Here is a 24,886-nt window from a genome sequence, read left to right as displayed (position 1 = left end):
TCTTCCTATATTTTGTAAATAAAGATTGACGGGCTATTCAGATAAATATTTAGTGCTGCCAAAGTACACAGCTCTGACAGGATTGCTTAAAGTAATAATATGTATCATTCTTGTTGACATTATGATCGTTAACCGGCTGCGAATTTAGAAAAAAAATTGAATTGTCAAAAGTTTTTGGAATATTTTTATGATGAACGGTATGGCAAAATCTTAAAAAGTTATAAAAAAACATACATTACCATTAAAAATTTTATCTTTGGAAAGAATTGTAAAATTCAGTATTAAAACTAATGATGATAAGCATGAAATCCATTGGAATCTTTTTTAAGAAAAAGCTCAATAAAACTTTTAACTTATAAGGTTTTGAAAACAGATATCGACATCCACAATCACTCACATTTTTCCTTTGATCTGTGGCTTACCTTAATAAAATCTCATCCTGAATTTAAAGCAAAAAGAGTTGAGCTGTTCGCGTCATTTTTCAACATCAACAAACCGGTGGAAGAAGTTGCGAAAACAGTAAAATATTATGATGATTTGTGCAATACAGTCAACGAGGTTTTAGGAGGTAATATTGATACTTTTGAGATCTATCTGCTGATACTTGGAGCCTTAAATGTTGACGTAAAGCAACTTGATAAAGGGAATTTAAATGAATTTTATCTGCAGAGTGAAAAATTGTTTCTGGAATATAAGCCCGTTATCATTTTTGAAAATCTGCATCAGTTTTTTGATGAGATCAAAAATCAGGGGAAGACCATTAATATCCTGAGTAATACAGGATTAATCAAAGGGAAAACGATGAGGAAATTCCTTATAGAAGAAGATCTGGATCAGTATATTGATTTTCACATCTATTCGGATGAGATCAATTGCTCAAAACCCAATCCTCTTGTTTTTCAGGAGGTGAAAAATAAAATTACGAAGAGGGATCTGCCTTTTGATCAGATTTTACATATCGGGGATAATCCGGTCGCTGATTATAAAGGGGCAAAAGATTTCGGCTTCAGCGCCCATTTATTAAAACACGTATAAACGATGAACAAAAGATATAGTTTACACCATATACATTCTGCGGAAGAATTTACATTCTCGCCAGCAGAATACAGCTATTTTAAATATGGGGACACCTCTTACGCCGAGAAATTTGCAAAAGAGCTGTTTGACGGATTTATTGCAAAGCATGAAGACCTTCTGGATACCCACAAGGATATTATAGTGCTGCCAAGCCCATATATGGCTATTCCTACGGCTTCCAATTTTTTATGTTTCTATTTTAAAAAGTACTTGGATTTTTATTTATTCCAGAAAGGAAGAAAGTCCAGTATTATATCCAAGATCAATCGTAACCATACCTATATTACAGATTACGGGAATCTGAATTTCGAAGACCGTAAAAATCTGATTGCCAATGATACTTATTATATAGATAAAGATTTTTTAAAAGGAAAACTTTGTATTTTTATAGATGATATAAAAATTACGGGAAGCCATGAATATACGGTACACAAAATATTAGATCAGTACCAGGTAGAGGCGGATTTTGTATTCCTTTACTATGCGGAGCTGATGAATTTTGACATCGATCCGAAAATTGAAAATTATTTTAACTATTACGCAGTAAAAAATGTAAAACACATTGCTGAGGTAATGGCAAAGCCGGATTTTCAGTTCAATACAAGGATCGTAAAATATATTTTAGGGCTGGATTCAGGTAATTTTGAATATCTTACGTCTACTATAAAAAAGGAACTTATGGACAGCCTGCTTGAGCTGGCGATCAGTAACAATTATCATTTAATAAAAGAATACGAAAATAATATTAACACATTAACACAAACAGAAATATATTATGGCTATTAACTTACAAAAAGGACAGAGAGAAAACATAAATGCCCCTAAATTCACGGTAGGTTTAGGGTGGGATCTCAATAATACCTCTACAGGAACCGGGTTTGATCTGGATGCTTCCCTGTTTTTACTGGGGGAGGACAAAAAATTAGTGTCAGACAATCATTTCATTTTTTATAATAACCTGGAGTCTCCGGACAAAGCGGTGATCCATTCAGGAGATAACTTAACGGGAGAAGGAGCAGGAGATGATGAGCAGATCAAAATAGATTTAACTAAAATTGATGCAGCAGTAAAGGAAATTTCAGTGGTGGTAACCATTCACGAGGCTGATGCAAGAAAGCAGAACTTCGGACAGGTAAGAAATTCTTTCATCAGGATTTTTAATACGGATACCAATGAGGAGATCCTGAAATATGAGCTGGATGAAGATTTCTCAATTGAAACAGCAGTAGAATTCGGAAGAATCTATAACAGAGGCGGAGAATGGAAATTTGAAGCGGTAGGAAGCGGCCAGAGAGAAGGGCTAGACAAATTTGTATCAATGTATCAATAATTTATTATGGATAATCAACCCAATCAGCCTATTGACCCGCTTCAGTCAATTGAGCCCCTTAAAACATTTGAACCAACACCGTTAAGCCCGCCAAGCCCATCTAATCAGGGAACGGCGCCGGTGCTTGTGGACAGAGACGGAAATGTAAATCTTAACCAGATGCAGGAAGCGGAGCGCCAGAAATATGAAGTGATGGCCAACTCCATTGATGAAACCAATCCCGGTTCTATTGTGAACTTTGGTTCTGAGCTTCAGAAAACGCTGGCCAATCAGAGTGACAGCTTTTTGAGCAATGTAAGGAAATCCAATTCCGGGGAAGTAGGAGAAATGATCAATAATTTACTTGTTGAGCTCAATTACGTAGACGTAGATGAACTGAACAGCAGCAATAAGGTGAAAGGCTTTTTGAGCAAGCTGCCGTTCATGAAGAAAGTGATAACACAGGTGGAAAACCTGTTTGCAAAATATGATAAGATTATCGGTAATATAGATCAGATCTCTTATAAAGTGAATGCAGGGATCATTACTTCTACAAAAGACAATGCGGTATTGCAAACCATTTTCGACAGCAATGTGAACTCTATCAAGCATATTGAAGACCTTGTGATTGCGGGAAATCTGAGAATGCAGAAAGCAGGGGAAGAGCTTGCTGAAATGGAAGCGAACGTTCAGAACTATGCTGATTATCAGATCGCGGATAAAAGAGACTTCATTGCGAGATTAGACAGGAGATTGGCCGATCTTAAAGTCGTTCGCCTTATCATGATGCAGTCGCTTCCGCAGATCAGGCTGGTACAGAACAACAATGTTTCTATTGCGGAAAAAGCACAGACCATCCTTACCACTACATTGCCGGTTTGGAAAAACCAGCTTTCACTGGCGGTGGCTATGTACAGACAGCAGCAGAATATTGAAATTCAGCAGAAAGTATCTTCCACAACGGAAGAGATCTTAAGAAAGAATGCAGAACGCCTTGGCCAGAACTCAAGAAATGTTGCCAGGGCAAATGAACAGACCATTGTTTCTGCTGAAACATTAAGAGAGACCACCAATATGCTGATCAGCACATTGAATGAAGTAAAACAGATCCAAAAGCAGGGTGCAGATAACAGAAGAAAGCTGGATCAGGACCTTCAGACATTGGAACACGAGTTAAAAGCAAATATAAGAGGATAGTAATACGGTACAACGGTGGATGATGAAGCTGCAATCATAATGTCCCAAAGTAAAAGAAGATTAACCAAGCTTAAACTTCTTTCTAATTTCTTTGAAAATGTTGATATAATATCGATCTATATTAAAAAAGATATTATCCATAAACTATTTGAGGATAATAAGACATTGGACTACAATAAGCTTGAGCTTTTCCACTTGCAGTATACCGACAGCCTTATTGAGCTTTTAACGAAGCTTAAAAAGAAAAAAGAAAATGATATACTGGCCATTATTAACGAAATTAATATTAACGGCCAGTATATTTCTTCTTTTGAAGAGAGAAAGATCGACAGTTTTGAAACAGACCGGAAAATATACAGCGGTGTATTTTCCCAGCATCTGAAAAACCTGTATAAAGACCTTACGGAAGAAACTTTTACAGTAAACTGGAATGATGTCCTGTATTTTCAGAAAAAATATGGGGTAGAATATTACAGAACGGAGGCCGATGAGTCCAAACTTAAAGCTCAGCCGGTTCCTTCTTACCGGTATCAGGATTATTCCATAGAAAGGAAACTATTGGGAAAGCTCAATATACAGAATTTTAAGGTCCGCTTTATGTGCGGTTACCGTATAGACAGGAATGAGTATGAGCTGTTCAGGATCTTTCAGTCCAATGAACATTTCATTTTTAATGTAGAAGAAAAAAGCATGTACCTGATCGATGATGAATTATCGGCTTTGGATACATCAGAGAATGAATCCAATCAGGTTACGGTGATCAACCAGCTGAAAAGGAAAAATGAAGAGCTGGAAGAAGTAATGCACGACAGAAAACGAACTTTGCCGGAAGATGTGGGATCTGTTTTAAAAGACTATCTTCGGAATCTGGAAAATGTAGACATTATGAGCAAAATATTCGATGTGAACGAAGAAACCAATATTCTGCGGGCAATGTTGAATTTAAATTTAAATAATTAGTAAAAAGGCTGAAAAGCAAAAAGGCAAATCCGCGATTTTACAATATAACGATTTAGCTTTTTAATAAATAATAACAACTAAACATAAAAAAATGGCTATTAATTTACAAAAGGGTCAAAGAATTAATCTGAAAAAAGAAAATGGCTCTGCTCTTACACAGGCTTGTGTAGGAATCAACTGGGGTGCCATAGAAAAGAAAGGCATTTTCGGAACAAAGAAAGAAGCGGTGGATCTGGATGGAAGCTGTATTCTGTATGATTCAAACAAAAATGCTACCGAAGTGATCTATTTCGGGAACTTAAGATCCAGGAACGGAGCGGTAAAACACAGCGGAGATGATCTGACAGGAGACGTTAACGGAGATGACGGTCTTGATAATGAAGTGATCACAGTGGATTTCAGCCAGCTGGAACCGAATGTAGAACATGTGGCATTGGTGCTGAACAGCTACAAAGGACAGGATTTCGGAACCATTCCGTTTGCGTCTATCCGTATCTATGAGGGGACTCCGACTAATGTAAGAGAGGTTTTCGCTAAATATGATGTGGCCAACGATGCCTCTTTCAGTGGACATGTGGCTATGGTAATGGGTGTTTTCTATAAGAGAAACGGGGAATGGAAGTTCAACGCGATCGGAGATCCTACCTCGGACAGGAAGCTGGAGCAGACCATTCAGACCGTTCAGCAGAATTATTTATAAAGAATCATAATCAAAAATCATGATCAGCAATAATTGCCTTTGTACAGCTATTGCTTTTATCATATAATAAACAATCAACCGTGGAACATCAAAACATTTTAGACCTTCATCCCGGACTGGTATGGGGTTTTGCGATAACGGTAGTTATCATGCTACTCCTGGATTTAGGAGTTTTCAATAAAAAAAGCCATGAAGTTTCTTCAAAAGAAGCGACCATATGGTCTATTGTATGGATCTCATTATCCATGATCTTTTCGGGAGTGGTATATTGGGTTTTCAATACGGACAGCAGCCCGCAGAGCCATTTGACCGCCATTGAAAAATTTACCCAGTATCAGGCAGCCTACTGGATAGAAAAGGCCCTCTCGGTAGACAACTTATTTGTATTCATACTTGTTTTCGGATTCTTTAAGGTTCCGAAACACCTCCATCACAAAGTACTTTTCTGGGGGATCATTGGAGCGCTGATATTCAGGGCTATATTCATCTTTGCAGGGGTAGGGCTTATTAATCTTACTTACTTACCTGAAATGAATATCTTCGGACATGCCGTAAAGATCAATGTCGTGATGACCCTTTTCGGATTATTCCTCGTGTACGCAGGGATCAAATCCTGGGGAGAAGGTGAAGATGATGATAATGAAGATTTCAGCGATACGGCGGGTGCCAAACTGGTAAAAAGTTTCTGGAAAGTTTCGGATAACTATGACGGAGATAAATTCTTCACTGTTCAGAACGGTATAAAAATGGCAACTCCTCTTTTGGTAGTGGTAGGTGTAATTGAATTTACAGACGTTCTTTTTGCCGTAGATTCCATTCCGGCGATCTTTGCGATCTCTAATGACCCTTTTATCCTGTACACCTCGAATATCTTTGCGATCTTAGGGCTTAGGTCATTATACTTCCTGCTGGCGAACTTCATTCATATGTTCAGCAAGCTACCGTATGGCCTGGCGATTATCTTAACATTCATCGGAGTTAAGATGTTAATTGCTCCGTGGATCCATATTCCGTCACCGATTTCCTTAGGAATTGTTGGAGGCGTATTACTGATCTCAGTACTTTTATCGGTCATGTTCCCGGAGAAGGTAACAGGCGATGAGGAAAAAGAAGAAATAGAAGACAATAAATAATAAGAAAGGCTTTACAAACGTAAAGCCTTTTTATTTGCACTTCAAAAGCTTAACGATCTTTTGTTTGTTTATAAACTTTTAAATATTAATAGACGGTTAATGGCAGTACATCGAAATTTTTATGATGAAAAATACTTTTTTATAATACATTTGAGCAGTATAATATGACCTATGAAAAATACAGTATTACTCAGATACTCACTGGCACTTATATTGATCATGCATAGTGTTCCTCCTATTATTACAGGAAGTGTTAATAGCTTTGGAAAAGATTATCTCGATAGTATGGGATTTGCTCCCGTGGGAATTTACCTGGCATGGGCAGTAAAGCTTACTCACCTTATTTCTGTGGTTTTTCTGGTAATGAACAGGTACTTAAAACCTCTGGCTTTTGCCAATATTGTGATCTTTATTACAGGAATTATCATGATACACGGAGCGGAAGGATGGTATGTGGTAGGTGGCGGAAAAAATGGAGTGGAATTTAATTTTCTTCTCATAGCCTGTTTTCTGAGTCTGGCATTTCCTGATGGCTTATTCAGGAAAAAAGAAAACATTTCGTAGGCGGTAGCCGGCTGTTTGTAGATATCCGGGATATGTTTTCCGATGAATGAAGAATTTTGCTCCATAATAATTGGAGCATTTTTTTTAGCTTTATACAATGGACGGGAACAAACTGAAATACCACATCTATTTCTGGATATTTTACTTTCTTTTTGAGATCAATGCTGAGTTGGCATACCTTACGGAGGCTCTTAAGCCATTATCTCTGTCAAAGCCGGTACTTCTGTATTATTCGGCATTATCTGAATTTTGTTTTTTATTTTCTGAGATCCCGTGCTTTTACATCATATTGGCGATCGTAGATGGAAAGTTCGGAATCTTTAATACTGTATGGAAAAAAGTGATGGCATCTGTTGTGATGATCATCTTGGGAACCATCTTATTCAGGATCATTTGCCATGACTTTGTTTATCCGGTTATTTATGGTATACCGGAAGATATCCCCAGATTTTCTCAGTTCGGGATTTTCAATGCGGTAATGAACATTATTTTTGCCGTTGCCCTGGGATTTGGCTTTGAAAAATTCAGGCAGCAGCTAGAGCTGCAGAAGCATCTGAACGATATAAAAACAGAGAAATACAATAATGAGATCAAATTCCTGAAAGCCCAGATCAATCCGCATTTCTTGTTCAATACCCTTAATAATATCTATGGGCTTTCCCTGAAAAAAGCGGATGAAACCCCGGATATCATCATGAAGCTGTCGAAGATCATGAGATTCAATATTTATGAGTCCTATCACAATATCGCCTTATCCAGGGATATCGAAAACCTGAAGGATTTTATAGACATTCAGAAACTAAGGCACAAAAACCTGGAATTGAAATTTATCGAAGAAATAGATAATCCGTCGCAGGAAATATCACCTCTTATCTTATTGCAATTTGTGGAAAATGCTTTTAAGCACGGAGCTTCGGAAAGTATAAAAAGCTCTTACATTCACATTGACCTGAAGCTTAAAGATGAAATCTTAACTTATAAGGTGGAGAATTCCAAAGAAGTTAACCCCTTAAAAGATACCACCGGGATCGGAATGAATAACATAAAAAGACAGCTCGAAATTCTATACCCCGGTCACATACTGGAAATTGACAGCCAGAAGGAAAAATATTCAGTCGTATTGAAAATATACTTTACCCATGGAAATTCAGAAAAAATATAATTGTGTGATCATTGAGGATGAGCCTATTGCGGCAGAAATTATTGAAGACTACCTTTCAAGGAATCAGGACCTTAAACTCATAGGAAAATGTACGGATGCCGTGCATGCTGCCAACCTTCTTTCCTTTCATAAAGTTGACCTCATTTTCCTGGATATGAATCTCCCCATTGTAAAAGGATTTGAGTTCCTGAAAAGGCTGAATGATCCTCCTTTCACTATTGTTACCACGGCCTATCAGGAATTTGCCATAGAAGGCTACGATCTCGATATCGTAGATTATCTGATGAAGCCTATTGCTTACGAACGTTTCCAGGCTGCATTGAATAAATTCAGGCATCTGGCTGAGGCGGAAGAAGCCTTGATGGAAATAGCTAACAGTGATTATATATTCCTGAATATAAGAAAAAAGCAGCTTAAGATTTATCTTGAAGACATTTATTATATCGAAAGTTTCCGGGAGTACATCACGATCCATACCAGAAAAGAAGCAATTACGGTAAAAATGCCGATCAGCAGGATGGAAACCATGCTAAGTGATTCAAAATTTGTCCGCATACACAAATCTTACATTGTTTCCCTGAAAAAAATTGATGGTTTATCCGCTGCAGAAGTCATCATCAATAATAAAAAACTGCCTATAGGAAGAACCTACAAAAATATGTTGAGGGAAGGCATGAATTGAAACAATCTTGGATATGGCAATAAACTGATAAAGCTTTAAAAGTAATTGATAGATATAATGTCCGTAGACCGATGTGTATCATGTACCTTTGATCTATTATAAAACTGCATTTTTCATATCAAATTTAGCTTTACAATAGTGGCTTTAACCTGCCTCAAAAGGCGGGTTTTTTGCTGCAATTCATTTATCTTTGCAAAAAATATTTATTATGGGTGTAGCAGACTTATTATTCAGACGTAAAAAAGAGCAGGCAGAGAAAAACCTGAACGAAGGAAAGGCCTTCATGGAAGAAAATGCCAAAAAAGAAGGTGTTATCACCTTACCAAGCGGTTTGCAGTATGAGATCCTGACCGAAGGAGACGGTAAAAAGCCAGGTGCAAGAGACACGGTAAAATGTCATTATCACGGGACCACTATTAAAGGGCAGGTTTTCGACAGTTCAGTAAAAAGAGGAACTCCGGCTTCCTTTCCTCTGAACAGAGTGATTGCCGGGTGGACAGAGGCTCTTCAGCTAATGCCGGTAGGAAGCAAATGGAAGTTAATTATCCCACCAAATCTAGCCTATGGAGAAGAGCAGATCAGCAAAGAGATAGGGCCTAACAGTACCCTTATATTCGAAGTGGAATTGTTGGATATAAAATAATCTCACCTTATATTACAGCTTAAAGTTTACCTGATTTCAGGTAAATTTTTTGTTTATACCCGGGATCAAAAAAAATAAATAAAAAATAATTGTAATAATTTTTATTACAATTAAAAAATTTTTATCTTTGCCCTGTAATTATAATGAACAATACAAGATTTGCCACGGCAGTACATATTATGACCTTATTGGCCAAGAGCCCTCAGGAATGGTTAACTTCTGAGTGGTTGGCAGGCAGTATTAATATAAATCCCGTAATTGTTCGAAAAGAGATCGGCATCCTGAAAGAGGCCGGGCTTATTGTAAGCCGGCAGGGAAAGGAAGGAGGAAGTCAGCTCTCAAAAAGAGCAGATTCTATCAGTATTTCCGAAATTTATTCGGCTGTAAAGAATATTGAAGTTTTAGGAAAGAAAAATCAAAATCCAAACCCGGCATGTAGTGTCGGAAAAGAGATCAATGATCATTTAAATAGTTTATTTGTGGAGACAGATAAGCTGGTTATCAATTTTTTAGGGAATAAATCACTACAGGAATTCAGTGATCAGTTCATCTAAATTTTTTTACTTATAAATGTAACAAATTTTATTACAATTTAAATTAAAATAGAATATTATGAAAAAAGTAGCAGTAATCGGAGCAACAGGATTTGTAGGATCGCACGTTGTGAAAGAATTGGAAAACAGAGGTTATAAGGTAGAGGCTATCGCAAGGGATGCTTCACAGGTTCAACAGAATGAGAAAATAACCGCAAGGAGCATTGATATCAATAATGTAGCTGAGCTGGCAGAAAGCTTACAAGGGAATGATGCTGTGATCAGTACTTATAATGCAGGCTGGACAAATCCAAATCTTTATAACGATTTTCTTACGGGATCCCAAAATATTGAAAAAGCAGTTGAAAAATCAGGAGTGAAGAGATTATTGGTTGTAGGTGGGGCCGGAAGCCTTTATACGCCGGACAATATTCAGATTGTTGATACTCCGGATTTTCCGGAGGCTTATAAAGCAGGTGCCACAGCAGCAAGAGACTACTTAAACAAAATTAAAGAAAACCAGACCCTGGATTGGACATTTTTCAGTCCCGCTATCGAAATGAACCAAATCACAGCCGGAACAAGAACCGGAAAATACAGAACCTCTCTTGAAACACCGGTATTTGATGAAAACGGCAGGAGCATACTTTCCGTAGAAGATGTAGCCGTTGTTCTGGTAGATGAATTGGAACAGAATAATCATATCCGTGAACGTTTCACAGCTGCTTATTAATAAAATTAAGAGCATACTATAAGAGTTCAAAAGCAATATTGAAGAGTCCTTTCAAAGAAATAGAAATGCTGGGAAATGTATAGGGATATTCATATGGGCTTAAAAAAGACTCCGGCGGCCAAAGGCCGCCGGAGTCTTTTTCTATAAATTCATAAACAATTTTGGGTTTACCGGAGTATTGTTTTTGTGTACTTCATAGTGAAGATGCGGTCCGGTAGAACGTCCCGAATTTCCGGACTTGGCAATAACCTGGCCAACCTTCACCTTATCGTTAGCCTTCACAGCAAGCTCAGACAAATGTCCGTAAAGCGTTGCCAGCCCGTTCCCGTGGGAAATGATCACACAATTCCCGTAACCACCTTTCTGCCCTGAAAAAATGACTGTTCCGGCGGCTGCGGCTTTCACATCAGAACCAAAGGCCACCGCAATATCCAATCCTTTATGGAATTGCATCTGATCTGCTTCTGCCGGAGGATTATTCCCTTCTGCAGCTGTTTTGGATGCCGGAGTATTGGCTGCAGTTTTAGCAGAAGAAACAGTCGGGCTTGGGGCAGCAGCAGTATTGGCTGCTTTAGGAGTTACCATTACTTTTACTTCTCTTTTATTTCCGTAGCTGTCTGTTACTTCAATGATCTTTTCAACCGGCTCTGCTTTTACTTCAGGTTTTACAGCAACAGGAGCAGGTTTTGATTCCCCTGAAGGTGCTTTTACAGAAGCGAGAACCCTTTTAAAGGGAATAGGATTTTTACGGATGCCGAAATTGGAGGAAATATAGCCGTCAGTAGGCATTCCCAAAGGAACCTGCATCAGTTTCTTCTGCAGATCCATCAGATACTGGCTGTATCGGTTAGCCTGCCTGGATAAGTAAACAGAACTGGAAATACTGTCCTGGCTCAGTACCGTCAGCTTTTCATTGGCAATACTCTTGGATTTTAAGAATGAATTAAGCTGTGCTACGGTCTGATCTACCAAAGTAAGATCCGTTTTCATCTTTAAATAGTCCACACTGTCTTTTTCAGTGTTTATCTTTACAAGGTTCACTTCATACTTTTTATCATTCCTTTCGGAAAATAATTTGGCAATGAAAATGCCTTGGGCAAAAACTACCAGTAAAAGTCCTCCTAAAAGAAAGTTTACGTTCTTTTTGCTGTTTAAAAATTTCTTCATATTCTTCACTTAGTATTAAAAAACAGTTTTAAGCCTGCAAATTTAAATAAAAATAAGTTTTGTAGATTATTTTTAACAAAGCTTTATCTATTTCTGTTTTTAACGTTCATTTAAACATTTAATTGTATGGAAGTGTTAATTTTTTCAAAAACCGGATTTAATCATCCGTTCAGAAGCCTTTCTAAGTCATTGTTTTAATATATTTGCAGTTCACATTTCAATTATGGCAAAAAAGAAAACCATTTCAGAACCTTCAAATCCTAAAAAAGGTAAAAAGGAAATTTCCGTGGGTGTGGTAGGAAGCGGAAGTTTTGCGACTGCTATCGTAAAAATGCTTGTTGAGAACTGTAAAACGGTACACTGGTGTGTAAGAAGTGAGTTTGTAAAAGGAGCTATTGAGCTTCGGGGACATAACCCGACTTACCTTACAGCCGTGAATTTTAATCTTAAAACCCTGAAACTAACAACAGATGTGAATGAGCTTGTTTCAGTCTGTGATATTGTGGTTTTGGCAACTCCGTCTATCTATCTGTCCGACACTCTGGACAAAATGAAATGTGATTATAAAGAAAAGATCTTTGTTTCAGCCATTAAAGGGATCATTCCGAAAGTGAATGATGTGGTAGCCCATTATCTGAGAGATGAATTCCAGATCGGATTCAGAAGCCAGGCTGTAATTGCGGGGCCATGTCATGCTGAAGAGGTAGCGATGGAAAGACTTTCCTACCTTACCATTGCAACCGTGGAAGATGAAATTTCCGAAAAACTGGAGAGTATTTTCAGTTCGGATTTTATTAAGGTCCATTCCAGCAAAGATATTTTAGGGAATGAATACAGTGCGATCCTTAAGAATATCTTTGCGATAGGAGCAGGGATTGCAAGCGGACTGGGCTATGGAGATAACTTTACCGCAGTATTTGTCTCCAATGCGATCCGTGAAATGGAAACTTTCCTGGAAGCCATTTATGAAGCCCCCAGAGATGTGAACGAAAGTGCCTATCTGGGTGACTTATTAGTAACAGCATACTCACTATTCTCAAGAAACAGAAGCTTAGGAAACCTTATCGGGAAAGGATATACTGTAAAATCGGCTATTCAGTCCATGAATATGGTGGCTGAAGGATACTATGCTGCGGACTCCATCTATCAAACCGCGAAACAAAAAAAACTTAAGCTTCCGATTATTGATACCATCTATAGTATTCTTTATGAAGGAAAAAATGCAGAGAAACAGTTTAAAAAGCTTACGGCAAAACTGAATTAGAGATCTATACAAAGATGCCCTCAGTTTTAATTTTAAAAATCACTTAAAAAATATAAAGATGAATAGAATAATGGTTTTGATAACTCTTTCGGACAACGGAATAGAAACAATAAAAACTAATCCTGACTTGCCAAAGAAAGAAATGGAGTTTGTCAGTCAATGGAAACAGGACAATATTTTGGAGAGCTTTTTCATTTCTGTGACCAAAAAAGACGCGGTATTAATATTTCAGGATATTGACGAAGCCAAGGCAAAAGAACTCATAGAGATATTGCCCTATTTCCCTTATATGGCAAAAATTGAATACCACAATTTGAATAAACAGTTTTAAACCTGCTGACTTAAAGCAGACACCACTTTTTTGCATTTCGCAGCAAATGATAAATGAAAAAAGAACAGGGATTAATATGCTCAGCAATGATTAAAAACTAAAAATTTCATTACTGAATCGTACGTTAAAATCGTTAAACACATTCCCAGTCTTAAAACTTTTCCCGAAATTCGTGGTAAATTTTAAACTATGTCACATTCACTTACGAGCAGAACGCCAAAACCGAAATATGACGTTGTACTGATAGGTGGCGGAATTATGAGTGCCACTTTAGCAACCTTACTTCATGAGTTTGATCCCAACCTCGAGATCGCTATTTTCGAAAGATTGGGCAGGTTTGCTAAAGAAAGTACGGCAGCATGGAATAATGCGGGAACCGGGCATTCAGCTTTTTGTGAACTTAATTATACCCCTGAAAAACCGGACGGAACTATAGATATCTCCAAAGCGGAAAGCATTGCCGAACAGTTTGAGATCTCAAAACAGTTCTGGGCTTATCTCATCTCCAAAGGATACATACAGGAACCAAAAGATTTCATTAATTCCTGCCCCCATATGAGCCTGGTGTTTGGCGAAAAAGATGCTGAATACCTGAAAAGGCGTTATGAGAAAATGACACAATCTGTTCTATTCTCAGGAATGGAGTTCTCTGCAGATCATGAGAAGCTGAGAGAATGGATTCCTCTGGTAATGAGCAAAAGGAACAAATCAGAGATAATGGCTGCCACAAAGATGGATATGGGAACAGATGTGAACTTCGGGACCCTGACCAGAAAAATGGGAAGGCATTTGCTTGAAGACTCTAATGTGGAGGTTTTCCTGTACCATGAGGTAAAAGATGTAGATCCCCGTGAAGACGGAAAGTGGGAAATGAAAGTAAAAGACAGGATACACAGCCATAAGCAGGAAGTGGTGGCAGATTTTGTTTTCATTGGGGCCGGAGGATATGCGTTGCCGTTACTCGACAGCTCCGATATTAAAGAAAGTGAAGGCTATGGAGGTTTCCCGGTATCCGGACAATGGCTGGTGACCCATAATCAGGAGCTTGTGGAAAAACATCAGGCAAAAGTATACACACAGGCGACTGTAGATGCTCCGCCTATGTCAGTTCCCCATCTGGATCTGAGGATCATTGATGGTGAGAAAGCACTCCTTTTTGGTCCGTTTGCGGGATTTTCAACCAAATTCCTGAAAGAAGGAAGCTATCTGGATCTGCCTGAAAGTGTGAATACTAAAAATCTAAGATCCTTATTCGGGGCATGGTGGCATAATATTCCTTTAACGAAATACCTGATCCAGCAGGTGGCTATGAGCAAAGCGCAAAGGATGCAGCACCTGAGAGAGTTCATCAAAGATGCCAAAGAAGAAGACTGGGAGCTGAAAGTGGCAGGACAGAGAGTACAGATCATTAAAAAAGATGAAAAAGAAGGCGGTAAACTGGAATTCGGGACCGAGGTCGTAGTCAATAAAAGAGGAACGATCGCCTCCTTATTGGGAGCTTCTCCCGGAGCTTCCACTGCAGTATATGCCATGCTGAATGTTCTTGAAAAATGTTTTTCGGAAAAGCTTCACGGAGAATGGAAAGACAAATTGCTGGAAATGGTTCCTTCCTATGGACAAAAATTAGCAGGCAATTCCGAACTCACCGAAAAAGTAAGAAATTACACGAAAGAAAAACTGGAACTGGAATATTAACATGAATCATATCAATGGTAATTGCAAAAATGATTTAAAATTGCTCATTGCCTATCTCATTATCTGTAAAAAACTGTGGCAGAAACAATAACAAAGCCTAAGATTGCTAAGGAAATCCTGGAATCTCTTCAGACAAAAACAGAAGAGGAAAAGCAGGTCATTGTGCATTGTTGTTTCCCTGCATCCCCTTTTTTGGGGAACCTGATTAGGATCTGGCATTCAACTTATCTTTTTGATAATCAGTCAGAGCATAAAAGTGAACTCATACATGCGGAAAATATTTCCATATTCCCTTACTGGACACCGGTTCCCTTCATGAAGGATTTTTGGTTTACCCTGATATTTTCCGGTCTTCCCAAAGACTGCAAAAGTTTCGATCTGAGAGAAGTTATTCCAGAAGAAGGAGGGTTTTTTGTGGAATCGATCAAAAGAAATTCATCAGACGTTTACAGGGTGAAAATCTCAGAATCATACTGATGGAAACAGGTTTGAGAAAAATCCGGATATTTAACGAAGTGAAAAAACTGTAATAATTTGTAAAAAATAAGTTTATGAAAAAATATATCATCATATTCCTGCTCCTTCCATTGTTTGCTTTTTCCCAAAGATATGTGTCCATAGAAGTCATGGAAGTCAAGGAATTTCAGGAAAAACTTAATGCCGAATACCTCAATCCTGAAGAAACCCCGTTACGCGGAGATGATTTTACCAATTTTAAGAAGCATCCGTTTTTTCCTTTTGGGATGAAATACAGGGTTACGGCAAAGCTTACCAAAACAAAAAGAGCCAAGCCCTTTGAGATCCCGACTTCCTCCGGCAGGACAAAATCATATAAAGAATATGGCAAGGCTACCTTTACACTGGACGGAAAATCTTATACGCTTACTCTCTATCAAAGCCTGGATCTGATAAAGCAGGAAAAATATAAAGACTACCTTTTCCTGCCTTTTCGCGACTTAACCAACGGAAAAGAAACCTATGGCGGAGGAAAATATATAGATCTCACTATTCCTAAAGGAAATACGATCATTCTGGACTTTAATAAATCCTACCAGCCTTATTGTGCTTACAATGCGTATGATTACAGCTGCCCGATTGTTCCTGAGGAAAACAAACTGCCCGTGGAGATCCGTGCAGGAGTAATGTATGAAGATATTTACCACCATTAATATGACCAGCCTTCGTTTGTACCGCCCGGAAGATTTACCCTCTTTGAGCTATACTTTGGATGAGGTTCAAAGCTCTTTTACAGCTCTGTCGCAATTTGCTCTGGAAAAAATCTATGAAAGAAGTGACGGTCTTGCATTTCCCATAACCATATTGTATGAGAATGTCCCCGCAGGATTTTTTGTGCTGGACTTCGGGGATGATAAGCTGGAACTTACAGATAATTCTAAAAGTGCTTTGGTACGGTCGCTGTCTGTAAACCCTCATTTTCAGGGAAAAGGAATAGGAACGGAAGCTATGAGGCAGATCCCCGGTTTTCTGAAAGCTTACTTCCCGGACAGGCAGACGGAAGAGGTGGTTTTGGCTGTAAATTTTAAAAATACATCTGCTTACCGTCTGTATCTGAAAGCAGGGTATCAGGATCATGGAAAAACAAGGGTATGGAAAGATAGTTTCCAGCATTTATTATCGATGAAACTTTAAGAAAGTTTTAATTTTACATCTTCTGATTTAGCTTTATCACAAAAATCCTGCTGCCCATATTTTTCAAAAAAGAAATAGTTAAGTCCGAAACCCGGATGCCGGATGAAGTAAAATAACTCAAAGAAAATCTGCAGTTTTGCTCTTTCACTTTTTATTCAAAGATCTGCTGGATCACCTCTAGAGATGCAGGGACCCTGAAATCTGTGATATGATAATGATAATACACCAAAAGGCTGTCAAGGAAATCTCTTCTTAATGCCTGATGAATTTTGATCCGGTAAGGAACTTCGGATGAAATAATATCCTTCCAGACCCTTGAAATATCTTCACCGAATAACTGGTGGGTCAGGCTCTGGGAAAAAACGCCTGTTTCAGGATCTAAATATTTCCCGCCATTGATCAAAGGAGCAACGCCTTGTATTTTTAATATTTTAATTAAAAAAATTAAATGGGATTGATAGTTCTGCCGGCCCAACTCATTAATGAACTCTTCAATTCCCAGAAAGATTCCGGGATTTTTATTTTCATGCCTTAAGATCTGATTCAGAAAATCCGAAATAAAAAAAATTACGGTATTGGCTTTAATATCCGTATAAATATCGTTGTTTTTTATAAGTTCAAATCCGGAAACAGACTGTATGCCGCTCCCTTTAGCCGGACTGATGGAAAAGCCAAGTTGGTTCAGAGGTAAAAGCAATGCCTTTTTCTTATTCCTTTTAGAATATACCCCTTTTAGGAAATAAGTCTGAAAGCCGTCTTCTTCCGTAAAACAATGCAGAACCGCATCATTCTCCCCGTATTTGATGAATGAAAGTAAAAAGCCTTTTTGAGAGTTCATTAATTGACCACAGCTATTTTAGCAGTAGCTTTGTCAGATCCGTCTTCATTGGTCATTAAAAGAAAATAGATACCTGAAGCCACTCTTTTCCCTCTCTGGTTATTAAGGTCCCATTCATAATATCCGCCTCTGGCCACTGCAGAATGCACCACATTACCCGCAGCATCCGCAATTCTGATATTTGTTTTTTCCGCCAAACCTCTGATTGTGACCTTTCCTTTGAAATTGGAATAAACCACAGGATTCGGGTATACCAGGACATTCCCGAAGTTAGACGTTACATCGGCAACATCCCCCTGATAGGTTACAATCCCGTCATAGGAAACGAAATATACCTTTCCTGTTTTCCTGTCTACTTTGATGTCTGTAATACTATTGGTAGGCAGGGGAGAGTTTTCTTTTGTAAAATGCTTTATGGTCTGCTGGCCATCCGACGATAAGTAATAAACACCGCCTCCGTCTACGGAAACCCATTTATGGTCTCCGGCATCCACTTCAATCTGCAGGATCTGGGAGTCTCTGAATAATTCTTCCCCAAGGCCGTTTTGCTCAATAACGATAGGGGTTACTTCAGCATCAGGGCCCTTTATAGCAGATACTGCATTGGTTAGTATTCTCAATCCGCTGTCGGTCCCGATCCAGGCATCACCTGCCTTATCCAGAGCTACGGATAATGTTCCGTTGGAATTTCCTGCAAAGCCATTGGACATACTTAAAGTGTACACCGTATCATCAGAAATATTGTTAGGAGTATTTTTAAAATCGTAAGCTAAAAAGCTGCTTGTTCTTGGCAGAGGAACCCAGAACATGTTTTCATGAAAGATAAGTTTTTGTACTGCGGTACTGAAATTGGTATTTTTAACCAAAAAATTATCGGTGGCTCTGTCATATACTGCTATTCCTGCCGTACCACTTTGTACAAAAGAAATAGACGCAAACAGATTGTTCTTATCATCATATGTAAGACCTACCGGGCGGGAATAGTAAACGCTGGGGGTTCCCAAGTCATAATAATTGACAAAATCAAAATCTTTGGTACTGGCATTGTATTTCATTTTATGGATACCATGCTCGGGTGAAAATGTATAATTGGTAAAAAATACCTCACTGTTATCACTTGGATTGGCCACTACATCCAGTACATTGAATACTTTGCCGGGATTGTTAATAAAATAGGAAGGGTAGATCCACTGCATACCGTCAAAGTAATAGAAGCCCGGTCTTTTTGCATTAGCCAGAGGCTGATTAAATCTTCCTTCCCTTCCTCCGCTGGAAACATATAACTGGTTATTATCGTATAGATTGATTTTATAAGAATAATTAAAATAAGGGCCATCCGGCTTAAAGGTATTATTGCTCTCATCCTTTATACCCGACAAAATAGTCCCGCCATATACTTTTCCGTTAATGGTAGTCGCCGTATTGCACTCTTCTCCGAGACTTACAGTACTGTTGCCGACTCCGTTGGTATTATAAGTATAAATTCTGTTTTGATCCGTAACAATTATATTATTGGTATTAACTACTACATCACGAACACCGATATAGGTTTGGGGCAGTGGAGTAGCTGTACCATTGTTATAAAAATAGGCTGCTGTAGCCGATGAAAACGTGAGGACAGATTCAGAGTCTATATGCTTGAAAGTTCCTGGCATTTCGGTGGTCCATGTAGAATAGACGGGAAAAGTGGTATTCATTTCATGGCTTTTAAAGCCTGTATCGGTCACCGAATAAACTTTGTTCCCCATGATGGTGGCCTCATTACTGGCCGCATATACACCTCCCGTCATAAAAAATGCCGAATCTCCGAATTCTTTCTTTTTCAGATCAAAAATGGAAACGCCATAGCCTACGGATACAACGGCTTTATCGCCGGTAATAGAGATATGATTGATCTTTTTGCTTGCATTATAACCTGTAGCAATAGGAATATCCACGATATAAGTAACACCTTCCGGAGTAATTACATCCATTGATCCGTTGTAGTAACCTACAAGCCCTATTTTGGTCTGCGGATTATAATCAAAAGCAGATATTTTTACATCATGTAAGCCATTGGCTTTAGACAGCTTGGTGATTTCACCTGTTGAAATGGTATAATAAAATATCCCGTTTTCCGTAGCGGCAACAATTCTGCCGTTGTCTTCCTTCATGGCAAGGACATTATTATAGGAAAACAGGTCCGTCCATTTCCTTGAAGAAATAACCTGTGCATTTACCCATTGCAGGGATGTTAAAATACCTAGAGAAATTATAGAGAATTTTTTCATATTATGCTATTATACTGCTGTCTATTGCCTGGTTATTCCAGGAAATATGTTGTACATTTTTGTTGGAGTCAAAATAAAAATCTAATCTGCCGAGAAGAAGCCCGGCCCATCCTACCTGGTTCACAAGAACATTCCTGCCCTGCCTGTTCTTAAAAGTCTGAGGCTCCGACAGGAAAGTATGGGTATGGCCGCCCAAAATAAGATCGATGTTTTCTGTCTTTGCAGCTAATATCTTGTCACTCATTCTATTGGGCTCATCCTTGTAATCGTATCCTATATGTGACAGGCAGATCACAAGGTCACATTTTTGTTCATTCTTCAAAAAATTGGAATAGTGCTGGGCTACATCCACAGGATCCGAGTAAACGGTTTCCTGGTACTGCCTTTTTCCCACCAGCCCGTCCAGTTGTATACCCACTCCGAAAATTCCTACTTTGATCCCGTTTTTATTGAAAATCTTATACGGAGAGGTTTGCCCGTCTAAAATAGTATTCTTAAAATCGTAATTGGAGCAGATAAAAGGAAATTTTGCATTGGGTAAAGCTTTTAAAAATCCTTCCAGTCCATTATCAAAATCATGATTACCCATAGTTGAGGCATCATATTTCATCATGGACATTAATTTAAACTCAAGCTCACCACCAAAAAAATTAAAATAAGGAGTTCCCTGGAAGATATCCCCGGAATCTAAAAGCAGAACATTATTTTCCTGGTTTCTGATCTGCTGGATCAGGGTAGCTCTTCTTGCAAAACCTCCCTGATTTGGGTTTTTGGTATAGCTTTCATCAAAAGGCTCTATCCTGCTGTGCTGGTCATTGGTATGAAGAATGGTAAGCTTATGGACAGATGAAAGATTATTGAATTTTAAATCTTCTGCCATCAGCATATTCGGAGCTAAAGCCATCGCTAAAGTTCCGCCACTCATTACTTTTAAAAAACTTTTTCTATCCATTACTTCTTACCGATAAAATTTAAACGAATGTTCGTATTGGGAACCACTTCCGGATTTTTCTTAAAATAGTTGATGAAAAGGTCCCGTAACTTGATCCCGGTAGGGATTAATTCACCTTTGGAGAAGAATTTCATATTATCACCTCCCAAAGCCAGATAATCAGATGTGGCAATATAATAGTCCTTATCGGGAACTACAGCTTTTCCGTTGATTAAAGATTTGGAAACCTGTCCGTTGTTTGTTTCAATATATAAGCGGGAAACAGGGTTGTTCACCTGATTTTTTGCATAATAATCAAACAGGCCCTGAAGATCAGTTCCTTTCATCTTTACAATGATCACTTCATTTTCGAAAGGCATTACTTCATACACATTTCTCAAAGAGATATCTCCTTTTCCAATAATCGTACGGATCCCTCCGATATTGATTAATGCGGCGTCAACATCTCGTTTAAGATTGCTTTTTGCCCATTCGCCGGCTCCCTCAAAAGTATAATCTGCTAAAAGATTTCCCAGATTGCTGTTATCCCCCTGTTTTGTAAGATCCGTACTGGTATGGGATATTTTCTGGTTCATCTCCTGATCCAGTTTCTGTTTGTAAGGTTCAATGATTTTTACAAATTCCTCATCATTTTTCAGCTCTTTATTAATAGAAATATTTTTCTGCGTCTGCACATTGGCAACCTGTAAAGAAGTCGTTTTACAAGCCGTAAGTGAAACCAGGGCAATTCCTAATAACAAGAATTTATTTTTCATAATTTCTTTTAGTATATGCAAATATAATTATATGTATAATAAAACATTATTATTTATTACAAATTTCTTGGTCTAAATGATTAAATTTGGCAAAAATATTTCAGAAATATGAGCATTTTAAAAGGAGTAGGTGTAGCTTTGGTAACACCCTTTAATGAAGATCTATCCGTTGATTTTGACAGCCTTACAAAGCTTGTTGAATATAATATTGAGAACGGAACCAGTTATTTGGTGGTATTGGGAACTACAGCCGAAGCAGCAACGCTTTCTTCAGAAGAGAAACAGCAGGTAACAGATCATATCATTAAGGTGAATAATAAACGCCTTCCTTTGGTGCTGGGTATTGGAGGAAATAATACCCTTGAAGTAAAAAAACAGATTGAAGAAACTGATCTGTCTGCCTTTGAAGCAATACTCTCCGTATCCCCTTATTATAATAAGCCAAACCAGGAAGGGCTTTACCAGCATTATAAAGTATTGGCATCTACAGGTAAGAATATCATTATTTATAATGTACCGTCCAGAACGGGCCAGAATATCGAAGCGGAAACTACTCTGCGTCTCGCAAAAGAATTCCCGAATTTATTCTTGATCAAAGAAGCTGCTCCGAACATTCTTCAGTATTTTGATATTTTAAGAAAGAAACCGGCCGGATTTTCTTTGGTTTCCGGAGATGATGAATTTACATTGCCGGTAACACTTGCAGGAGGTGATGGGGTGATCTCTGTGATCGGGCAGGCTTATCCTAAAGAATTTTCTGCAATGGTTCAGCTGGCATTTGAGGGAAAAGTGAAAGAGGCATATGAAATTCACAATAAGCTTGTAGAAATTACAAGGCTTATCTTTGCTGAAGGTAACCCATGCGGAATTAAAGCAGTTTTGGCAGAAAAAGGAATTGTTAAGAATTATCTGAGACTTCCCCTTACTCCTGCATCAGAAGGATTGTATGCTAAAATAAAAGCTGAGATGGGCAATATTTAAATGAATATTCAATAAGAAAAAAGTTTAATTTTATTATTTTGTCATTCTCAATGGAGAATTTATATTCATATGTAATACATAGTGAAGAGCTTTCCGCTTTTCACTTTTTTAATTCGGAAAATTATGGAGCTAATTAAGGCAGCAGAAAAAGATATCGCCCTGATTCAGGATCTGGCGAGAAAATCATGGGAAAACACCTATGCGGAGATACTTTCCAATGAGCAATTAGAATATATGCTGGGTACAATGTATTCTGAGGAGGAGATTTCTGCCCATTTGCAAAACCCGGAATTTCATTATTATCTGATTCTTGATGAAAATAATAATTCATTCGAAGGTTTTATCGGATATGAGCATGGGTATGAGGAAGGAACCACAAAGCTCCATCGTATTTATTTAGTTCCCGAAAGTAAAGGAAAAGGATTCGGTAAAGGCGCTTTGGAGTTTTTGAAGCAAAAAGTAAAGGAAAGGGGAGAAGGAAGGATCATTCTGAATGTCAATAAGCATAACTCTGCAAAAAAATTCTACGAATCCCAAGGCTATAAGATATATGATGAAGGCATTTTCCACATAGGGAATAATTTTTTTATGGACGATTATTTAATGGAATTTATATTTCACAAATAAATGACTTAAAATTCTGTAACATTTCATTATAATTCTATAACAAGTGATGTTTGTTTTTGTTGCAACTTTGTATCAGAACCAAATCACATTCAATAAAATACATTCATATGCTTGGTTTTAAGCTATTTTAGCTTTTTATCAGTATATTTTTTTTCATCCTTAGTGTTTAAATTCCTGTATTCAATAATGCAGGAGTTTTTTGCGTTTATAAGATTTTATTAAAAAAGTTTTTCTATTTCACTTTATTTTGAAATAAAGTACTATATTTACTAAAAATTTAACACACTTATACTAGGATGAAAATGTACGTAAAATTTGATTTCAATGCTCTCTGTAAGAAAGTATTGGATGAGAAACTAAAAGAACAGGGCTTGAAATACCGGCTGCTGAACTTTGGGGAAGTGGAGTTTTATGAGTCATTTACCCAGGAGCAGCATAATGTTTTCAAGAAAAACCTTGAAGATTATGGCATTGAAATCATAGAAAACCAGAAAACAACTTTGGTGCAGAAGATCAAAGATGCAATCGTAGAATTGGTTTTCTCTGATGATATTATTCCTGTGAAGGCCTCTATTTATATTGCTGAAAAACTCAATCACAGCTATGGATACCTGTCTAACCTGTTTTCGGAAATTACCCATACTTCCATAGAAAATTTCATTATCCTGCAAAAAATAGAGTATGCCAAGGAATTAATAATCAGCAATAAGCAAAGCCTGACGGAAATTGCAGATAAACTTAATTATTCCAGTGTTGCCCATCTGAGTACGCAATTTAAAAATACAACAGGTATTACCCCTTCCCAGTACCAGAAGATCGTAACCAAAAGAAGAAAGGCACAAAGCCTGGTACTTAATTCTCAAATGCTTTATGAATAAAGAATATCTTAATGTTATAGTGACGGATTATGATGAAGGCAATCTGATATTTTTTAAAAACATATGTAAAGATCTGAAGATAGGGGTTAAGATTCAGACTTTTCATAATGGGGAACATCTGATGGAATACTTGAACAGTGAGGAAGCTCTGATTCCGGATATTTTATTTATGAATTATCATATTCCCGGAAGAGACAGTCTGAAATGTCTGGAGGATATAAAAGCGGACTTCAGGCTCAACAGTATGGTGAATGTTATTTATTCGGAACATCTGTCCGAAGACGAAGTGGAGGAGGTTTTTGTAAAAGGGGCCAATATCTGTATGAAAAAGCCTGATGAATATGCTGCCCTGAAAAGAATCCTGACAGAAATTATTACCGTGAACTGGCAATATTACACATCCGGACTGAATAAGGATAATTTCATCATGAAGGTGTGAGAGATAAGAAAAAAATACATGATTTTCAAAGAAAAAGAATAGTATTTATCGCATAATATTCACATAAAGGTGAAAATTTTATAAAGATTGAATGTAATCATATAAAAGGTTTTAATCCCTATATTATCAATTTTGTAGACGTAAAACAGCAATACAGACCTATCTGTAAAATAATAAATAAGCAGAGCAGATCATTTTAATTAAGAAAGCTAAAAATAAATATAAATCACAATGTTAGTTTAAACAAAATGAATTATATCATTTTCCAATTAAAAAGCGTAGAAGATCTTTAAACAAAACGGTACAATCATGAAAACTCATAAGGTTAAAGGACGATTCGTTTCAT

The 24,886-nt window shown here is 37.7% G+C and carries 28 protein-coding genes; 23 read left to right on the top strand and 5 right to left on the bottom strand.

Annotation, left to right across the window (positions count from 1 at the left end):
• Positions 1-363: 363 nt before the first annotated feature.
• The 13 genes from HNP38_RS15775 to HNP38_RS15715 all read left to right on the top strand — a co-directional run bounded on the left by HNP38_RS15775 (position 364) and on the right by HNP38_RS15715 (position 10,693).
• Positions 364-1,035: an HAD family hydrolase gene (locus tag HNP38_RS15775; RefSeq protein WP_184191278.1), complete on the top strand. Its 672-nt coding sequence runs from the start codon at positions 364-366 to the stop codon at positions 1,033-1,035.
• A 3-nt stretch (positions 1,036-1,038) separates the two neighbouring features.
• The gene (locus HNP38_RS15770; protein ID WP_184191276.1) at positions 1,039-1,863 is read left to right on the top strand and encodes a phosphoribosyltransferase family protein; all 825 of its coding nucleotides are present in this window, start codon (positions 1,039-1,041) and stop codon (positions 1,861-1,863) included.
• Positions 1,853-2,407, top strand: a complete 555-nt coding sequence (locus HNP38_RS15765; protein WP_184191274.1) for a TerD family protein — start codon at positions 1,853-1,855, stop codon at positions 2,405-2,407. The genes HNP38_RS15770 and HNP38_RS15765 overlap by 11 nt, the downstream gene beginning before the upstream one ends.
• A gap of 6 nt (positions 2,408-2,413) precedes the next feature.
• Positions 2,414-3,583 (top strand): toxic anion resistance protein, encoded by a 1,170-nt coding sequence (locus tag HNP38_RS15760; RefSeq protein WP_184191272.1) that lies wholly within the window; start codon positions 2,414-2,416, stop codon positions 3,581-3,583.
• 39 nt (positions 3,584-3,622) lie between these two features.
• Positions 3,623-4,543, top strand: a complete 921-nt coding sequence (locus HNP38_RS15755; protein ID WP_184191270.1) for a hypothetical protein — start codon at positions 3,623-3,625, stop codon at positions 4,541-4,543.
• Between the two features lie 91 nt (positions 4,544-4,634).
• A complete protein-coding gene (locus HNP38_RS15750; protein ID WP_184191268.1) occupies positions 4,635-5,243 on the top strand; it encodes a TerD family protein in 609 nt (202 codons plus the stop codon).
• Between the two features lie 80 nt (positions 5,244-5,323).
• The gene (locus HNP38_RS15745; RefSeq protein WP_184191266.1) at positions 5,324-6,376 is read left to right on the top strand and encodes a TerC family protein; all 1,053 of its coding nucleotides are present in this window, start codon (positions 5,324-5,326) and stop codon (positions 6,374-6,376) included.
• A 171-nt stretch (positions 6,377-6,547) separates the two neighbouring features.
• Positions 6,548-6,940 (top strand): DoxX family protein, encoded by a 393-nt coding sequence (locus tag HNP38_RS15740; RefSeq protein ID WP_184191264.1) that lies wholly within the window; start codon positions 6,548-6,550, stop codon positions 6,938-6,940.
• A gap of 97 nt (positions 6,941-7,037) precedes the next feature.
• Positions 7,038-8,102: a sensor histidine kinase gene (locus HNP38_RS15735; RefSeq protein ID WP_184191262.1), complete on the top strand. Its 1,065-nt coding sequence runs from the start codon at positions 7,038-7,040 to the stop codon at positions 8,100-8,102.
• Entirely contained in the window at positions 8,080-8,784 is a 705-nt protein-coding gene (locus HNP38_RS15730) for a LytR/AlgR family response regulator transcription factor (protein ID WP_184191260.1), read from the top strand. Before HNP38_RS15735 ends, HNP38_RS15730 begins: the two co-directional genes overlap by 23 nt.
• Positions 8,785-8,992: 208 nt before the next feature.
• Entirely contained in the window at positions 8,993-9,427 is a 435-nt protein-coding gene (locus HNP38_RS15725; RefSeq protein ID WP_184191258.1) for an FKBP-type peptidyl-prolyl cis-trans isomerase, read from the top strand.
• A gap of 143 nt (positions 9,428-9,570) precedes the next feature.
• Positions 9,571-9,981 carry an Rrf2 family transcriptional regulator gene (locus HNP38_RS15720; RefSeq protein ID WP_184191256.1) on the top strand — a complete coding sequence of 137 codons (411 nt, stop codon included), beginning with the start codon at positions 9,571-9,573 and terminating at the stop codon, positions 9,979-9,981.
• 58 nt (positions 9,982-10,039) lie between these two features.
• Positions 10,040-10,693, top strand: a complete 654-nt coding sequence (locus HNP38_RS15715) for an NAD(P)-dependent oxidoreductase (RefSeq protein WP_184191254.1) — start codon at positions 10,040-10,042, stop codon at positions 10,691-10,693.
• Between the two features lie 141 nt (positions 10,694-10,834).
• Here the strand turns inward: HNP38_RS15715 and HNP38_RS15710 are convergent, their stop codons facing one another.
• The gene (locus HNP38_RS15710; RefSeq protein ID WP_184191252.1) at positions 10,835-11,860 is read right to left on the bottom strand and encodes a M23 family metallopeptidase; all 1,026 of its coding nucleotides are present in this window, start codon (positions 11,858-11,860) and stop codon (positions 10,835-10,837) included.
• A gap of 223 nt (positions 11,861-12,083) precedes the next feature.
• On the opposite strand from HNP38_RS15710, the gene HNP38_RS15705 reads away from it, so the two are divergent.
• The 6 genes from HNP38_RS15705 (at position 12,084) to HNP38_RS15680 (ending at position 16,800) form a co-directional block, all read left to right on the top strand.
• A complete protein-coding gene (locus tag HNP38_RS15705) occupies positions 12,084-13,124 on the top strand; it encodes an NAD(P)H-dependent glycerol-3-phosphate dehydrogenase (protein WP_184191250.1) in 1,041 nt (346 codons plus the stop codon).
• A gap of 58 nt (positions 13,125-13,182) precedes the next feature.
• A complete protein-coding gene (locus HNP38_RS15700) occupies positions 13,183-13,455 on the top strand; it encodes a hypothetical protein (protein WP_184191248.1) in 273 nt (90 codons plus the stop codon).
• A gap of 189 nt (positions 13,456-13,644) precedes the next feature.
• Positions 13,645-15,150 carry a malate dehydrogenase (quinone) gene (mqo, locus tag HNP38_RS15695; protein WP_184191245.1) on the top strand — a complete coding sequence of 502 codons (1,506 nt, stop codon included), beginning with the start codon at positions 13,645-13,647 and terminating at the stop codon, positions 15,148-15,150.
• 75 nt (positions 15,151-15,225) lie between these two features.
• Entirely contained in the window at positions 15,226-15,627 is a 402-nt protein-coding gene (locus HNP38_RS15690) for a hypothetical protein (protein WP_184191243.1), read from the top strand.
• Positions 15,628-15,701: 74 nt separating this feature from the next.
• Complete coding sequence (locus tag HNP38_RS15685; protein ID WP_184191241.1) at positions 15,702-16,319, top strand: DUF1684 domain-containing protein; 618 nt, start codon at positions 15,702-15,704, stop codon at positions 16,317-16,319.
• The gene (locus tag HNP38_RS15680) at positions 16,297-16,800 is read left to right on the top strand and encodes a GNAT family N-acetyltransferase (protein WP_184191238.1); all 504 of its coding nucleotides are present in this window, start codon (positions 16,297-16,299) and stop codon (positions 16,798-16,800) included. Before HNP38_RS15685 ends, HNP38_RS15680 begins: the two co-directional genes overlap by 23 nt.
• 151 nt (positions 16,801-16,951) lie before the next feature.
• Here the strand turns inward: HNP38_RS15680 and recO are convergent, their stop codons facing one another.
• From recO to HNP38_RS15660, 4 genes are read right to left on the bottom strand one after another with little or no spacing between them, the layout of a single operon-like run.
• Positions 16,952-17,638, bottom strand: a complete 687-nt coding sequence (gene recO, locus HNP38_RS15675; protein ID WP_184191236.1) for a DNA repair protein RecO — start codon at positions 17,636-17,638, stop codon at positions 16,952-16,954.
• A complete protein-coding gene (locus HNP38_RS15670; protein ID WP_184191234.1) occupies positions 17,638-19,908 on the bottom strand; it encodes a hypothetical protein in 2,271 nt (756 codons plus the stop codon). The genes recO and HNP38_RS15670 overlap by 1 nt, the downstream gene beginning before the upstream one ends.
• Position 19,909: 1 nt before the next feature.
• Positions 19,910-20,860: a bifunctional metallophosphatase/5'-nucleotidase gene (locus HNP38_RS15665; protein WP_184191232.1), complete on the bottom strand. Its 951-nt coding sequence runs from the start codon at positions 20,858-20,860 to the stop codon at positions 19,910-19,912.
• On the bottom strand, positions 20,860-21,615 hold the full coding sequence (locus HNP38_RS15660) for a 5'-nucleotidase C-terminal domain-containing protein (protein ID WP_184191230.1): 756 nt from the start codon (positions 21,613-21,615) through the stop codon (positions 20,860-20,862). The genes HNP38_RS15665 and HNP38_RS15660 overlap by 1 nt, the downstream gene beginning before the upstream one ends.
• A 108-nt stretch (positions 21,616-21,723) precedes the next feature.
• Between HNP38_RS15660 and dapA the strand changes: the two genes are divergently transcribed.
• From dapA to HNP38_RS15640, 4 genes are all read left to right on the top strand, one after another.
• Positions 21,724-22,596 (top strand): 4-hydroxy-tetrahydrodipicolinate synthase, encoded by an 873-nt coding sequence (gene dapA / locus HNP38_RS15655; RefSeq protein WP_184191228.1) that lies wholly within the window; start codon positions 21,724-21,726, stop codon positions 22,594-22,596.
• Positions 22,597-22,719: 123 nt separating this feature from the next.
• Positions 22,720-23,223, top strand: coding sequence for a GNAT family N-acetyltransferase (locus HNP38_RS15650; RefSeq protein ID WP_184191225.1), 504 nt, complete (start codon positions 22,720-22,722; stop codon positions 23,221-23,223).
• Between the two features lie 296 nt (positions 23,224-23,519).
• A complete protein-coding gene (locus HNP38_RS15645; protein ID WP_184191223.1) occupies positions 23,520-24,101 on the top strand; it encodes a helix-turn-helix domain-containing protein in 582 nt (193 codons plus the stop codon).
• On the top strand, positions 24,094-24,540 hold the full coding sequence (locus HNP38_RS15640) for a response regulator (RefSeq protein ID WP_184191221.1): 447 nt from the start codon (positions 24,094-24,096) through the stop codon (positions 24,538-24,540). The genes HNP38_RS15645 and HNP38_RS15640 overlap by 8 nt, the downstream gene beginning before the upstream one ends.
• Positions 24,541-24,886 lie beyond the last annotated feature (346 nt).

This window comes from Chryseobacterium defluvii (assembly GCF_014204415.1).
Classification (GTDB): domain Bacteria; phylum Bacteroidota; class Bacteroidia; order Flavobacteriales; family Weeksellaceae; genus Chryseobacterium; species Chryseobacterium defluvii_A.
The sequence above is the reverse complement of the archived record's forward strand: the minus strand, read 5'-3'. Positions and strand labels throughout refer to the sequence as shown.

What these genes read in the sequence shown, in the direction of transcription:
- HNP38_RS15770 (WP_184191276.1), top strand. Translation starts at nt 1,039, where the DNA reads ATGAACAAAAGATATAGTTTACACCATATACATTCTGCGGAAGAATTT.
- HNP38_RS15765 (WP_184191274.1), top strand. Translation starts at nt 1,853, where the DNA reads ATGGCTATTAACTTACAAAAAGGACAGAGAGAAAACATAAATGCCCCT.
- HNP38_RS15760 (WP_184191272.1), top strand. Translation starts at nt 2,414, where the DNA reads ATGGATAATCAACCCAATCAGCCTATTGACCCGCTTCAGTCAATTGAG.
- HNP38_RS15755 (WP_184191270.1), top strand. Translation starts at nt 3,623, where the DNA reads ATGTCCCAAAGTAAAAGAAGATTAACCAAGCTTAAACTTCTTTCTAAT.
- HNP38_RS15750 (WP_184191268.1), top strand. Translation starts at nt 4,635, where the DNA reads ATGGCTATTAATTTACAAAAGGGTCAAAGAATTAATCTGAAAAAAGAA.
- HNP38_RS15740 (WP_184191264.1), top strand. Translation starts at nt 6,548, where the DNA reads ATGAAAAATACAGTATTACTCAGATACTCACTGGCACTTATATTGATC.
- HNP38_RS15735 (WP_184191262.1), top strand. Translation starts at nt 7,038, where the DNA reads ATGGACGGGAACAAACTGAAATACCACATCTATTTCTGGATATTTTAC.
- HNP38_RS15730 (WP_184191260.1), top strand. Translation starts at nt 8,080, where the DNA reads ATGGAAATTCAGAAAAAATATAATTGTGTGATCATTGAGGATGAGCCT.
- HNP38_RS15725 (WP_184191258.1), top strand. Translation starts at nt 8,993, where the DNA reads ATGGGTGTAGCAGACTTATTATTCAGACGTAAAAAAGAGCAGGCAGAG.
- HNP38_RS15720 (WP_184191256.1), top strand. Translation starts at nt 9,571, where the DNA reads ATGAACAATACAAGATTTGCCACGGCAGTACATATTATGACCTTATTG.
- HNP38_RS15715 (WP_184191254.1), top strand. Translation starts at nt 10,040, where the DNA reads ATGAAAAAAGTAGCAGTAATCGGAGCAACAGGATTTGTAGGATCGCAC.
- HNP38_RS15710 (WP_184191252.1), bottom strand. Translation starts at nt 11,860, where the DNA reads ATGAAGAAATTTTTAAACAGCAAAAAGAACGTAAACTTTCTTTTAGGA.
- HNP38_RS15705 (WP_184191250.1), top strand. Translation starts at nt 12,084, where the DNA reads ATGGCAAAAAAGAAAACCATTTCAGAACCTTCAAATCCTAAAAAAGGT.
- HNP38_RS15700 (WP_184191248.1), top strand. Translation starts at nt 13,183, where the DNA reads ATGAATAGAATAATGGTTTTGATAACTCTTTCGGACAACGGAATAGAA.
- mqo (WP_184191245.1), top strand. Translation starts at nt 13,645, where the DNA reads ATGTCACATTCACTTACGAGCAGAACGCCAAAACCGAAATATGACGTT.
- HNP38_RS15685 (WP_184191241.1), top strand. Translation starts at nt 15,702, where the DNA reads ATGAAAAAATATATCATCATATTCCTGCTCCTTCCATTGTTTGCTTTT.
- HNP38_RS15680 (WP_184191238.1), top strand. Translation starts at nt 16,297, where the DNA reads ATGAAGATATTTACCACCATTAATATGACCAGCCTTCGTTTGTACCGC.
- recO (WP_184191236.1), bottom strand. Translation starts at nt 17,638, where the DNA reads ATGAACTCTCAAAAAGGCTTTTTACTTTCATTCATCAAATACGGGGAG.
- HNP38_RS15670 (WP_184191234.1), bottom strand. Translation starts at nt 19,908, where the DNA reads ATGAAAAAATTCTCTATAATTTCTCTAGGTATTTTAACATCCCTGCAA.
- HNP38_RS15665 (WP_184191232.1), bottom strand. Translation starts at nt 20,860, where the DNA reads ATGGATAGAAAAAGTTTTTTAAAAGTAATGAGTGGCGGAACTTTAGCG.
- HNP38_RS15660 (WP_184191230.1), bottom strand. Translation starts at nt 21,615, where the DNA reads ATGAAAAATAAATTCTTGTTATTAGGAATTGCCCTGGTTTCACTTACG.
- dapA (WP_184191228.1), top strand. Translation starts at nt 21,724, where the DNA reads ATGAGCATTTTAAAAGGAGTAGGTGTAGCTTTGGTAACACCCTTTAAT.
- HNP38_RS15650 (WP_184191225.1), top strand. Translation starts at nt 22,720, where the DNA reads ATGGAGCTAATTAAGGCAGCAGAAAAAGATATCGCCCTGATTCAGGAT.
- HNP38_RS15645 (WP_184191223.1), top strand. Translation starts at nt 23,520, where the DNA reads ATGAAAATGTACGTAAAATTTGATTTCAATGCTCTCTGTAAGAAAGTA.
- HNP38_RS15640 (WP_184191221.1), top strand. Translation starts at nt 24,094, where the DNA reads ATGAATAAAGAATATCTTAATGTTATAGTGACGGATTATGATGAAGGC.